The following is a 12,338-nucleotide window of genomic DNA, read 5'->3' on the forward strand; positions in this document are numbered from 1 at the left end:
CCTAACGCTCCATCAGGCCGCGATAATGCCGCATCAGCAGGAATAATCCGACGACCAGCATCCCCAGCGACAGCGAAATGACGAAAAGCGGGCTGACGAAGGTGGCGTCGTAGGTCAGGTAGATGCCCTGGCGCACCATGGCGGTGGTGTGGATCAGCGGGTTGAACCAGAGCACATCGCGCGCCTGCGGCGGCATCGTCTCATACAGGAAGAAGATGCCCGAGACCATGAACAGCGGCCGGGTGGCGATCTGCCACGTCCGCTCCCACACCGGGAAGCGGCTCATCAGGAAGCAGTTCAGCACACCGACGCCGGCGGCCAGAAGGATCGTCAGCCCCAGCGCCTCGGCCAGCCGGGCCACGTCCAGCACCATCGGCATGTCGTAGATCGCCACGATGCTGAGCAGCACGATCGCGAACACGACCAGATGGACGCCCGCGTTCAGCAGCAGCCGCGCCGCCAGCACGTCGAAGAACGTCACCGCCGGATACGACAGGAACGGCATGGAATAGCGCAGCGACAGCGCCATCTTGTTCGCGATGTCGTTGAACAGCATGAACGGCAGGTAGCCGGTGGCGTAGAACAGCGGAAAGTTGGTGCCGAGCGCGGGTGTCTTGAAGAACTGCGAGAATACCAGCGTCAGCAGTCCGATGCCGAGGATCGGGTCCAGCAATGCCCAGATGTAACCGCCCGGCGAGCGTCCGTACGTCGTCGAGATCTCGCGCAGCATCAGCGCCCCGATCGAGCGGGCGGTCTGCGTCAGCAGCGTCCCCTTCGGGCGCCGGCCGACGGGGCGGAGCCGGCGGCGGCGCAGCCGCCTGCGGGCAGGGGCGTCGGGCGGCTTTGCTTGCGGGGCAGGGCGGGAAACTGCAGTCTCGGACATGTGAAAGCGCCTGCTGGCCTTGTCTTGCCGGTGTATGTAACAACTGCGCGGATAAGCACAACGAAAAGGCGTGCAATTGAACCAGAGCACCCACCAGGCCGCCTCGGACCGGGCAGATTCCGGCGTGCAGCCGAACGGCGGCACCGGGCAGGGCGCAGGACCGGCCGGGCAGCAGCCGCTTCAACCCGCCGGGCCGGCGCCGCAATTCGCGGCCATGCCCAAGATGAACGCGGCACCGACACTGCCGGCAGGGCAGGGTCCGGCTCCGGGTCAGGCCGCCCCCGCCGCCGCACAAGGCGCCGCACCCGCCCAGCCGCCGCAAGGGCAGCCGGCTCAGCCGCAGCCACAGGCTCATCCGCAAGCGCAGCCGGGACCGAAACCACAACCTGCACCGCAGCCGCAGCCACAAGCGCAGCAAAATCCGCAAGCGCAACCGCAGCCCCAGCCGCAACCCGCGCCTGCCCCGCCGCCCGCCGGCCGGCTCACCCCCGCCGATCCCGCCACAGCTGCGGCCGCGGCCCAGGCGCGGGCCGGTTCCGCGGTGCCGGTGCCCGCGGGGCCCGCCGCGAACGCGCCCGCGCGTCGGCCCGCCGCGCAGCCCCCGGCCGGCGTCCGCCGCTTGCCGCCGCCCACCGCGCCGGTCCGTCCACCCGTCGGCATGGCCAGGCCGCGCCGCCGCCACTGGCTCGCCATCGTCACCTTCGTGCTGTTCGTGCTGCTGCCCGCCGCGCTCTGGGGCTGGTATCTGTGGACGCGCGCGGCTGACCAATACACCTCCAGCACCTCGTTCTCGGTGCGCAAGGAAGAGGGGCAGGGATCGCTCGATATTCTGGGGGGGCTGACCGCGCTGGGCGGGTCGAGCGGGACCGCCTCGGACACCGACATCCTGTTCGAGGTGATCCGCAGCCCCGACATGGTGCGCCGGGTGAGCCAGCAGATGGACCTCGTCGGCGCATTCACCCGCGCCTGGCCGCATGACTTCGTGTTCGCCTACGACCCCTCGGGGATGCAGGAGGATCTGAGCGAATACTGGAACCGGCAGGTCAAGGTGCTGCTGGACAGCAATGCCGGGATCATCACCGTGCGCGCCAATGCCTTCGCGCCCGAGGATGCGTTGCAGATCGCCGAGTCGGTGCTGGGGGAAAGCGAGAAGATCGTCAACGCGCTGTCGGACAAGGCGCTGTCCGACGCCACGCGCCTTGCCGAAGTGCAACTGAACCGCACGCGGGACGAGCTGGTGACGGCGCGGCAGGACATCACCTCGTTCCGGGTCCGCACGCAGATCGTGGACCCGACCGCCGATCTTGGGGCGCAGATGGCGATCCTGGGCAATCTTCAGGCCGCGCTGACCGAACAGCAGGTCGCGCTGGACCAGCTGCGCGAGAATGCCCGCGCCGGCGATCACCGCATCGTCCAGGCCGAGCAGCGGATCGCCGCGATCCAGCGCCAGATCGAGGAGGAGCGCGCCAAGTTCAGCGGCACCACCGAGCAGGGCGAGAGCTATGCCCAGTTGATGCACGAATACGAACGGCTCGCCGTCGATCTGGAGTTCGCCGAAGGCGCGCATACCGCCGCCCGCGTCGCCTACGAGGCCGCCTTGCAGAACGCGCAGCGGCAGAGCCGGTATCTGGCCGCGCATATCCAGCCGGCGCTCGCGGAAAGCTCGCTGGTGCCGAACCGGCCGTGGCTGCTTGCGATGGGGTTCGGGCTGGCCTTTGTCTTGTGGTCGATCGCGATGCTGGTCTTCTACAGCATCCGCGATCGCAGGTGACATGATCGTCCTTGAGAACCTGACCAAGATATTCAGCCTGCACGGCAGCTCGCAGACGGTGGCCGACAACATCAACGCGGTGTTCCCCACCGGGTCTTCGGTGGCGCTGCTGGGCCGCAACGGGGCGGGGAAATCCACGCTGCTGAAGATGATCGCCGGAACCACCAAGCCGACGCGCGGGCGGGTCTGGTCGGACGGCACGATCTCGTGGCCCGTGGGCTTCGCCGGCAGCTTCCACGGCGAGCTGACAGGGGCGCAGAACGTCCGCTTCGTCGCCCGCATCTATGGGGCCGACAGCGACGAGCTGGTGGATTATGTGGGCGAGTTCGCGGCTTTGGGCGACCGCTATCACGTGCCGTTCAGCACCTATTCCTCGGGGATGCGTTCGCGGCTGGCGATGGGGTGCAGCATGGGCATCCGCTTCGATACCTATCTGGTGGACGAGGTGACGAGCGTCGGCGACGCCGAGTTCCGCGCCAAGTCGCAGCAGGTGCTGATGGACCGGCTGAGGAATTCCTCGGCGGTGGTGGTCACCCACTCGACCGAGATGCTGACGCGGCTGTGCAACATGGGGGGCGTGCTGAACAAGGGCCGCCTGACGATGTTCGACGACGTGCGGGACGCGGTGAAATACCACGAATACATCATGGGCGTGCCGGATACGGTCGGCGACTGAGGGTTATTGCGTGGGGGTCAGGCCCGCTCGCCCCCCAGCAGCCCCTCGATCTGCGCGACCTGGGCGGCGACCAGATCGGCGTCGCCGCGGCTTTCGACGTTCAGGCGCACCACCGGCTCGGTGTTGGACCGGCGCAGGTTGAAGCGCCACTCCGGGTATTCAAGGCTGATCCCGTCCAGGTCGTCGCGGGCGATGGCGCCGCCCTCCAGCGCGGTCAGCACGCGGGCGATGGCGGCGTCGGGGTCGTCCAGCCGGAAGTTGATCTCGCCCGACGACGGAAAAGCCGTCATCCGGTCCGACACGAGGTCCGCCAGCGTGGTGCCGCGCAGCGACAGCAGTTCGACCACCTTCAGCCACGGGATCATGCCGCTGTCGGCGAAGGCGAAGTCGCGGAAATAATGATGCGCGGACATCTCGCCGCCATAGATCGCGCCGGATTGCCGCATCTTCTGCTTCATGAAAGCGTGGCCGGTGCGGCTTTGCACCGCTTCGCCGCCCGCCGTCGCGATCACGTCACGGGTGTTCAGCACCACGCGCGGGTCGTGGACGATGCGCTCGCCGGGGTGGCGTTCCAGAAACGCCTGCGCCAGCAGCCCGACGACATATTCGCCGGGGATGAAGCGGCTTGACGCATCGAAGAGGAAGCAGCGGTCGAAATCGCCATCCCAGGCGACGCCCAGATCGGCGCCGTGCCGGCGCACCGCATCCGCGGTCATCGGCTGGTTCTCCGGCAGGATCGGGTTGGGAATGCCGTTCGGAAAGCTCGCGTCGGGGTTGTGGTTGATGCGGATGAACCGCAACGGTGCCCCCCGGCGTTCGAGTTCCGCCGCGATGGCGTCGAAGGCCGGGCCCGCCGTGCCGTTGCCCGCGTTGACCAGCACCGTCATCGGGGCCAGCGCGCCAGCGTCCACGAAATCGCACACCGCGGCGGCGTAGGTGGCGCGGGCATGGGCGAAGTCCGTCACCTCGCCCTTCTGCGGGGGGGTGGGAAACGCGCCCGACCGCGCCAGTTCCGCCAGCGTTTCGAGTTCCGTCGCCGGGTCCAGAGGCGCGGCGTCCCGGCCGACCAGCTTCATGCCGTTATAGTCGATGGGATTGTGCGAGGCTGTGACCGTGATCCCGCCATCGGTGCCGAAATGGGCGGTGCTGAAATACATCTCCTCCGTCCCGGCGAGGCCGAGATCCAGCACGTCCGCGCCGCCCTCGGTCAGCCCCCGGATCAGTGCGGCGGCCAGCGCGGGCGAGCTTTCGCGCCCGTCGCGCCCGACCACGACGCGGCGTGTTTCAGGGCGGGCAGCGAAGGCGCGGCCGACGCGCCAGGCCACGTCCTCGTCAAGCTCGCTGCCGAGCTTGCCGCGCAGGTCGTAGGCCTTGAAGCAGGTGATCTCGCGGCGCGTCATGGCGGCTCCGGTCTGGGGCAGGGAGGTCAGAGGGGGGTGACGATGCGGGCGTCGAACAGGCGCTCGACGTCCTCGGGGCGGCAGAGTTCGGTGGCGGGGGTCATGATGGCGGCCGTGGCGGCCGAGGCGCCGAGCCCCACCGCATCGGCGGCGTCCCAACCGCGCGCCATTCCCAGCGTGAAACCGGCGACGAAGCTGTCGCCCGCGCCGACCTTGCTGACGATCGGCACCGGCAGCGACTCGGCATGCCAGCAGCCCTCGCGCGTTGCGATGACGTTGCCGTCAGCCGCGCGGGCGACGATGACCTGCTCGGCCACGCCCGCCGAAACCATCCCGGCCGCGAACTGCGCGGTATCGCGCCGCGTCGGCAGGGCGCGGCCGGCGAGGCCCTCCGCTTCGGCGTCGTTCATCCGCAGCACCGACACGCAGGCGCGCGCGGCGGCGACAGCGGCCAGCGGCTCGCCCGATGTATCGACGAACAGCCGCGTCCGGCGCGGCTTCAACTGCTCGCAAAGCCGCAGCGGAAGGTCGGCGGGAACGCCCGGCGGGTGCGAGCCCGACAGCACGACGATCCCGTCTTCGGGCGCCGCGTCCACGATCGCGCGGCAGGCGGTGCGAACGTCGCTTTCGGCCCATGTCGGCCCCGGCAGGACAAAGCGATACATCTCGCCCGTGCTGCGGTCCTTGATGGACAGCGACTCGCGCGTATCGCCCGGCGCCTCGACCCGGATCACGGGCAGCGCCGCCTGATCCAGCAGCGTCTCCAGCCGCTGCCCGGTCGGCCCGCCAAGCGCAATCAGCGCCTGCGACGCGCCCTCCATCCGGGCCATCGCGCGGCTCACGTTGATGCCGCCACCGCCGGGATCGATCTGCGGCGCGTCGCAGCGCAGCTTGGCTTCGGGCACCACCCGCTCGATCGAGGCCGCAAGATCCAGCGCCGGGTTCAGCGTCACCGTCAGCACCGGCGCCTGCGGCTGCGGCCCCAGCGCGCGAACGCCGGACGCTGGCGGCGTCACTCCCACCACCTGTCGATCCGCGCCACGTCCTCGTCGGACCAGCCGAAGTGGTGGGCCAGCTCATGCACGACCACATGGCCGACCAGTTCGCCCAGTGTGACATTGCCGCGCTCGACCCATTCGTCCAGGATCGCGCGGCGGAACAGCCAGACCGTGTCGGGGAAATGCTGCGGCGAACTGGGGGTTTTTTCCGTCAGCGGGATGCCGTCATAAAGCCCCGTCAGCTCCAGCGGATCGTCGATCTGCAACTCGTCCAGAACGTCGTCGTCGGCCAGTTCCTCGACCTTCAGCACGACGCCCTGCGCGTGGGGCGCGAACTCGGCGGGCAGGGTGTCGAAGACCTGCCGGGCCATCGCGTCGATCTCGTCGATCGAGGGCGCCATCCTGTCCGTCCAGTCGTTCATCGGCTGTCCCTCTTGGTCGCAAGCCTTTGGCCTCTCATATGGACAAGATCGGGACCATGTGAAAGACCAAGCGCAGATTTCGAGGACTCCCATGACCACGATCACCCGCTTCGCGCCCTCGCCCACGGGGCATATCCATGTCGGCAACCTGCGCACGGCGCTGATGAACTGGCTGATCGCGCGCAAGGCGGGCGGCACCTTCATCCTGCGGCTGGACGACACCGACCGCGAGCGGTCGAAGCAGGAATATGCCGACGGGATCAAGCGCGATCTCGAATGGCTGGGCCTCACCTGGGACCGGGTGGAGCGGCAGTCCGACCGGCTGGACCGCTATGCCGCCGCCGCCGAGGCGCTGCGCGAGAAGGGGCGGCTCTACGAGGTGTTCGAGACCCCGACCGAGCTGGACCTCAAGCGCAAGAAGCAGCTGAACATGGGCAGGCCCCCGGTCTATGACCGCGCCGGGCTGAACCTGTCGGTAGAGGACAAGGCCAGGCTGCGGGCCGAGGGGCGCGAGGGCTACTGGCGTTTCAAGCTGGACCAGGCGCGGATCGAGTGGACCGACGGCATCATCGGCGACGTGTCGATCGACGCGGCCTCGGTCAGCGACCCGGTGCTGATCCGCCATGACGGGCAGGTGCTCTATACTTTCGCCTCATCCGTGGATGACGTGGACATGGGCGTGACCGACATCGTCCGGGGCGCCGACCACGTGACCAATACGGCCACGCAGATCCAGATCATGGGCGCGATGGGCGGCACCCCCCCGCGCTTCGCCCATCACAGCCTGCTGACCGGCGCGCAGGGCGAGGAGCTGTCCAAGCGCCTTGGCACCCTGTCGCTCAAGGATCTGCGCGAGAACGGCGTCGCCCCCGAGGCGCTGCTGTCCCTGATGGCGCGGCTCGGCTCCAGCCAGCCGGTCGAGCTGAAGATGAGCCTCGACGCGCTGGCCGACGGGTTCGAGGTGTCGCAGTTCGGCACCTCGCCGACCAAGTTCGACGCGGATGACCTGTGGCCGCTGACGCGCGAGCGCAACCAGCACCTGCCGTTCGAGGCGGTGCGCGCCCGCATTGCCGGCATGGGTGTGCCCGACGATCTGGCCGAACGCTTCTGGCGCGTGGCCAGCCAGAACATCACCAGGCTGGACGATCTGGCCGACTGGTGGGTGATCTTCTCCGAAGGCGCCGAGCCGGTCATCGCCCCTGAGGATGCCGAGTTCGTGGCGCAGGCCCTGACCCTGCTGCCGCCGCCGCCCTACAACGACCGCAGCTGGGCCGACTGGACGACTGCCGTGAAGGAGGCAACCGGCCGCAAGGGCAAGGGCCTGTTCATGCCGCTGCGCAAGGCGCTGACCGGGCAGGATGCCGGCCCCGACATGGGCGAGCTGATGCCGCTGCTGCAGGTGGTCCGGGCCAGGGACCGCGCCTGACTCCGGCCGGGGGCGAGGCATACCGCAATCGCCCTCAACTCCGATCCGCCCTCCGCGTCTCGCCCCACGCCCCCATTCTTCTTCGCCCAAATATCCCGGGGTGCGGGGCAGAGCCCCGCGTCTTCCCATCGTTCACTCCAAGCAGGCAGCCCCGGACTGCGGCGAGCCCCGGTTCAGGCCTTCGCTTCCGGCGATGAGCGTCCTTCGTCGAGCCTTGCCCTCGGCCGGTCCTCGACGTCGCTCACCTCCCAGTCCTCGTCGTGGTGCAGCAGCAGCGTGATCACATTGGTGCGGGTGATGACGCCGACCATCCGCGGCCCCTCCATCACCCCCACGATCTGCGGCCCGTCGTCGGCCAGCGCGTGGAGCAGCGCGCCGACCGGCAGGTCGGCCGGCACCTTGGCGATATCGGCGCGCATCAGCTGCGCCGCGGTCTGATGGCGGCGGCCCGGATCGGCGCTGGTCAGCGCCGCAATGATCTCGCCCGGCTGGATCACGCCCAGGGGCCGCCCGTCGCTGTCCACCACCGGCAGCGACTTGATCGCGTTGCCCCGGAACCGGGCGACCAGCTGCGGCAGCCGCTCGCCCGGCCGGGCGGCGATGGGGGGCGATGACATGACGTCCCCGCAGGTCAGCGCCCGAAAGCGATGCCGCGCCGCCTCGTCCGTCGCCGCGGCCACCAGCCGGGCAAGGTCGGCCGCGCCGAGGTTCGCCCCCTGCCGGAAACGCACCAGCAGCGCCTGAAGCTGCCCCGGCTTCAGCCCGAGCCGCTGCACCGCGCCCACCTCGGAGGTATCGCGCAGCGGATAATGCCGCCCGGTCAGCCGCGCCCAGAGCATGCCCGCCGCGATCACCGCCGCCAGCAGCACCAGCATCGGCGCCAGCAGGTCCCAGGGGTCGTGCTCGACCCCCTCGATCGCGCTGAGCAGGGCGACCGCGCCGCCCGGCGGATGCAGCGCCCGCGCGCCGACCATCAGCAGCACGGCAAGCGCGACCGCCAGCGCCCCCGCCCAGGGCAGTGGCACGGCCAATAACGCGAGATGCCCGGCGAAGACCGAAACGGCCGAGCCGACGATGACCGACCAGGGCTGCGCCAGCGGACTGTTCGGCGTCACGAAGATCAGCAGCGCGCTGGCCCCCAGCGGCGCGATGAGTTCCGGCGCGAACCCGCTCAGCGTGCCGGCCGTCACCGCGAACAGCACCCCTGCGGCCAACCCCGCGGTCGAGCGCAGCACGTCCCGCCGCTCCGGCCACGGCATGGCCGGCCCGAGACCGTGCAGGATGCGAGAGGCGCGAGACGGTTCCATCGCGGCTTCCTGCCCTGTCCGCCACCGGATTGAAAGCCCGGCCGCGGCCACCCGCCCTTTTCCGCTTGACGCCCCCACGCCCGCGCCTTACATCGCGCGAACCGTGGCGGAGTAGCTCAGTTGGTTAGAGCAGCGGAATCATAATCCGCGTGTCGGGGGTTCAAGTCCCTCCTCCGCTACCATTTCTATCCCCCATGACCCAAGCGACCAGCGGTGTGATTGTGCCGGTGATCTCGCGCGGATGTGAGCGGGCGGAACTCGGGCCAGATACGTCGCGCGCTCAAAGCCTATGATTGCATAGAGGCAGAAATGCACCTGCCCTTGGTCGCCGAGTATGCGACAGGGCAGCCGCTCGAACTCGAGGTGCGGGAAAACACGAGTCCTTACCACTTCCATCCGGCGGTATTGCGGACAGCCGAATTTCGCGGGTTCATCTCACGCGAGAACGCAGGGGATATCGCCCTCTATAACGCCGTGCGTGCTCAGGAGCCCGATCAAGATGAGCCGCCCTCGCGCCGCCGGTCGCTCGTCAGCCGCATCCACTCCGCAATCGCGAAGCGGTCCGTCATTCCGGCCACGTAATCCAGCACCAGCCGCGCGCGGGCCGTCTCGGTGGGTGCCGCGCGCGCCTCGGCCTGCCAGTCGGGCGGAAGAAGGTCGGGGTCGTTCATCAGCAGCGGGAACAATTCCTGCAGCATTTCGGTGACGCGGGCGCGCTCCTCCATGACCGAGGGGGCGCGGTACATGCGGGTGAACAGGAAGGACTTGATCGCCCGCAGGTTCTGGAACAGCGGCTTGGAGAAGCGGATGATCGGGCCGTCGAGGCTGCGGATGTCCTCGACACTGGTCGGTTGCAGCGCGGTCAGGCGGTTCTGGGCCACGGCGATCACATCCTCGACCATGACGCCGAAGACGCGGCGCAGCGCCTCGTGGCGGCGGCGCATCGGGGCGAGGCCGGGGTGAAGGCGGTCCACCTCGGCGAAGGCGGGGCCGATCAGGGGCAACTCGGCAAGATCGTTTTCGGTGAAAAGCCCGGCGCGCAGGCCGTCATGCAGGTCGTGGTGGTTATAGGCCACGTCGTCCGCGACGGCGGCGACCTGCGCCTCGGCGCTGGCATGGGTGTCGAGGGCGAGATCCCAACCGGCATTCACCTCGGCCAGCGCATAGGGCAGGGGGGGCGACACCGGGCCCCCCGTCGCGCTTGTCCCGACAACCGGACCGTTATGCTTGGCGATGCCCTCCAGCGTCTCCCAGGTCAGGTTCAGCCCGTCGAAGCCGGCATAGTGCCGCTCCAGCCGGGTGACGATCCGCAGCGCCTGCGCGTTGTGGTCGAACCCGCCCCAGGGGGCCATCAGCGCGGCCAGCGCGTCCTCTCCGGTATGGCCGAAGGGCGGGTGGCCGAGATCGTGGGCCAGCGCCACCGCCTCGGCCAGATCGGTGTTGAGGTTCAGCGCCCCGGCGATGGTGCGGGCAACCTGCGCGACCTCGATCGTGTGGGTCAGGCGGGTGCGGTAATAGTCGCCCCGGTAATCCTCGCCGTCCTGCTCGACGAAGACCTGGGTCTTGTGCTTGAGCCGGCGGAAGGCGCTGGAATGGATGATCCGGTCGCGGTCGCGCTGCCACGGGCTGCGGAAGGTGGACAGCTCCTCGGCATGCAGCCGCCCCCGGCTTTCGGCGGGCTGGCAGGCATAGGGGGCGGTCCGGGCGGGGTCCATGCAGCGGGGGGTTCCTTGCGGGCTGTGCCCGGCCAGACTATATTCCGGGTTACGCCAACGTAACGGGAACGCCCCATGAACCTGCCCCCCAAGGTCACGTCCCGCGCCTTCGCGCGGCTGGCCGAGATCACCGCCGGATCACCGGGACAGGCCCTGCGCGTCGCCGTGGATGGCGGGGGATGCTCGGGGTTCCAGTATGACATCCGCATGGACACGCCCGCCGCCGACGATCTGGTGATCGAGGAGCAGGGCGCGAAGGTCCTGATCGACCCGATCTCGTTGCCGTTCCTCAGCGGCGCGACGATCGACTGGTCGGAAGAGCTGATCGGCGCGCGCTTCGTCATCGACAACCCCAACGCCAGCTCGTCCTGCGGCTGCGGCACCTCGTTCTCGATCTGACGCATGATCCTTGAAATTCTGTTCATTCTCGTCCTGACCGGCGTCAACGGTTTGCTGGCGATGTCGGAGCTTGCCGTCGTCTCGTCGCGCCCCGCGCGGCTGCAGAGCATGGCCGAAAAAGGCGACCGGGGGGCGCAGGTGGCGCTGGACCTGCTGGCCCATCCGGGCAAGTTCCTGTCCGCCGTGCAGGTCGGGATCACGCTGGTGGGGGTGCTGACCGGCGCCGTGTCCGGCGCGACGCTGGGCGTGCGGGCGGCGGCGGGGCTGGTGACGCTGGGGGTGCCCTATGCAGTGGCGCAGACGCTGGGCGTGTTTCTCGTCGTGGCGGCCATCACCGCGCTGTCGGTCATCATGGGCGAGCTTGTGCCGAAGCAGATCGCCATGTCGGACCCAGAACGCATCGCGACCCGGATCGCGCCGGGTATGCGGCGGCTGGCGCGGATCGCCTCGCCGCTGGTGTGGTTCCTCGACACGATGGGGCGGCTGGTGCTGCGGCTTCTCCGCGTCCGTGACAGCTCGGACCGCTCGATCACCGACGAGGAAGTCCGCATGACCATCGCCGAAGCGACGCAGGCGGGTGTGCTGATGGAGGGCGAGCGCGGCATGATCGCCGGGGTCATGCGGGTCGCCGACCGCAGCGCCCGCGCGATGATGACGCCGCGCCGCGACGTCGAGATGATCGACGTGAACGATCCGCCCGAGACCGTGCTGGAAAAGGCCCGCGCGGCGCGCTTCTCGCGGCTGCCCGTCACCGACGGCAGCGCCGACGAGATCCTGGGCGTCGTGGCCTTGCGCGACCTGATCGGGGTGGAAAAGCCCGATCTGCGCCCCCTGATCCGCGAGGCGCCCACGGTGCTGGACGCCGCCGACGCGCTGTCGGTGGTCGAGGTGCTGCGCGCGACCCCGTCCCGGATGGTGCTGGTCTATGACGAATACGGTCATTTCCAGGGGATCATCACCGCGATGGACCTTCTGGAGGCGATTACCGGCGACTTCGTGGACCCGGACGGCGACGAGCCCGACATCGTTCAGCGCGCCGATGGCTCATGGCTGGTCGCGGGCAGCGAGAGCGCCGACGAGTTCGGCAACGAAACCGGCTTCCCGGTACCCGAGGGCGACTTCGCCACCGTGGCAGGCATGGTGCTGGCGATCATCAACCGCATCCCGCGGACCGGCGACACCTTCACCCATGACGGCTGGACGGTGGAGATCGCGGACATGGACGCCATGCGGATCGACCGGCTGATCGTGACCGCGCCGGTGGCGTTGCCGGCGTAAGACAGCTTGGGCGCCGGGCGCGCGCGTTCTCTCTCTCTCTCTCTCTCTCTCTCTCTCTCTCTC

Annotated in this window: 11 protein-coding genes and 1 tRNA gene; 6 read left to right on the forward strand and 6 right to left on the reverse strand. The window is 69.2% G+C overall.

Annotated features, from left to right (window positions below):
* Position 1: 1 nt before the first annotated feature.
* A complete protein-coding gene (locus KTN05_RS11545) occupies positions 2–883 on the reverse strand; it encodes an ABC transporter permease (protein ID WP_217329558.1) in 882 nt (293 codons plus the stop codon).
* Between the two features lie 658 nt (positions 884–1,541).
* Between KTN05_RS11545 and KTN05_RS11550 the strand changes: the two genes are divergently transcribed.
* Both KTN05_RS11550 and KTN05_RS11555 read left to right on the forward strand, forming a co-directional pair.
* Positions 1,542–2,654 (forward strand): capsule biosynthesis protein, encoded by a 1,113-nt coding sequence (locus tag KTN05_RS11550; RefSeq protein ID WP_254368160.1) that lies wholly within the window; start codon positions 1,542–1,544, stop codon positions 2,652–2,654.
* 1 nt (position 2,655) lies between these two features.
* The gene (locus tag KTN05_RS11555; protein WP_217329560.1) at positions 2,656–3,330 is read left to right on the forward strand and encodes an ABC transporter ATP-binding protein; all 675 of its coding nucleotides are present in this window, start codon (positions 2,656–2,658) and stop codon (positions 3,328–3,330) included.
* Positions 3,331–3,347: 17 nt separating this feature from the next.
* On the opposite strand, the gene KTN05_RS11560 is transcribed toward KTN05_RS11555, so the two are convergent.
* Genes KTN05_RS11560 through KTN05_RS11570 form a run of 3 tightly spaced genes read right to left on the reverse strand, consistent with a single transcriptional unit; the run spans position 3,348 to position 6,150 of the window.
* Positions 3,348–4,730, reverse strand: coding sequence for a phosphomannomutase (locus tag KTN05_RS11560; protein WP_217329561.1), 1,383 nt, complete (start codon positions 4,728–4,730; stop codon positions 3,348–3,350).
* 26 nt (positions 4,731–4,756) lie between these two features.
* Positions 4,757–5,746: a 1-phosphofructokinase family hexose kinase gene (locus KTN05_RS11565; RefSeq protein WP_371823346.1), complete on the reverse strand. Its 990-nt coding sequence runs from the start codon at positions 5,744–5,746 to the stop codon at positions 4,757–4,759.
* A complete protein-coding gene (locus KTN05_RS11570; RefSeq protein ID WP_217329562.1) occupies positions 5,743–6,150 on the reverse strand; it encodes a metallopeptidase family protein in 408 nt (135 codons plus the stop codon). The genes KTN05_RS11565 and KTN05_RS11570 overlap by 4 nt, the downstream gene beginning before the upstream one ends.
* A gap of 91 nt (positions 6,151–6,241) precedes the next feature.
* Here KTN05_RS11570 and gltX point away from each other — a divergent pair, with 91 nt between their 5' ends.
* Positions 6,242–7,576 carry a glutamate--tRNA ligase gene (gltX, locus tag KTN05_RS11575; protein WP_217329563.1) on the forward strand — a complete coding sequence of 445 codons (1,335 nt, stop codon included), beginning with the start codon at positions 6,242–6,244 and terminating at the stop codon, positions 7,574–7,576.
* Positions 7,577–7,749: 173 nt separating this feature from the next.
* On the opposite strand, the gene KTN05_RS11580 is transcribed toward gltX, so the two are convergent.
* Positions 7,750–8,883, reverse strand: coding sequence for an HPP family protein (locus KTN05_RS11580; protein ID WP_217329564.1), 1,134 nt, complete (start codon positions 8,881–8,883; stop codon positions 7,750–7,752).
* Positions 8,884–8,988: 105 nt separating this feature from the next.
* Here KTN05_RS11580 and KTN05_RS11585 point away from each other — a divergent pair.
* Positions 8,989–9,065 (forward strand) — tRNA-Met (locus tag KTN05_RS11585).
* A 312-nt stretch (positions 9,066–9,377) separates the two neighbouring features.
* Here the strand turns inward: KTN05_RS11585 and KTN05_RS11590 are convergent.
* Complete coding sequence (locus KTN05_RS11590) at positions 9,378–10,598, reverse strand: deoxyguanosinetriphosphate triphosphohydrolase (protein ID WP_217329565.1); 1,221 nt, start codon at positions 10,596–10,598, stop codon at positions 9,378–9,380.
* 75 nt (positions 10,599–10,673) lie between these two features.
* Here KTN05_RS11590 and KTN05_RS11595 point away from each other — a divergent pair, with 75 nt between their 5' ends.
* Positions 10,674–10,997 carry an iron-sulfur cluster assembly accessory protein gene (locus tag KTN05_RS11595; RefSeq protein ID WP_217329566.1) on the forward strand — a complete coding sequence of 108 codons (324 nt, stop codon included), beginning with the start codon at positions 10,674–10,676 and terminating at the stop codon, positions 10,995–10,997.
* Positions 10,998–11,000: 3 nt separating this feature from the next.
* Positions 11,001–12,275 (forward strand): hemolysin family protein, encoded by a 1,275-nt coding sequence (locus KTN05_RS11600; protein ID WP_217329567.1) that lies wholly within the window; start codon positions 11,001–11,003, stop codon positions 12,273–12,275.
* Positions 12,276–12,338: the final 63 nt, after the last annotated feature.

This window comes from Paracoccus sp. Z118 (assembly GCF_019061185.1).
Taxonomy (GTDB): Bacteria; Pseudomonadota; Alphaproteobacteria; order Rhodobacterales; family Rhodobacteraceae; genus Paracoccus.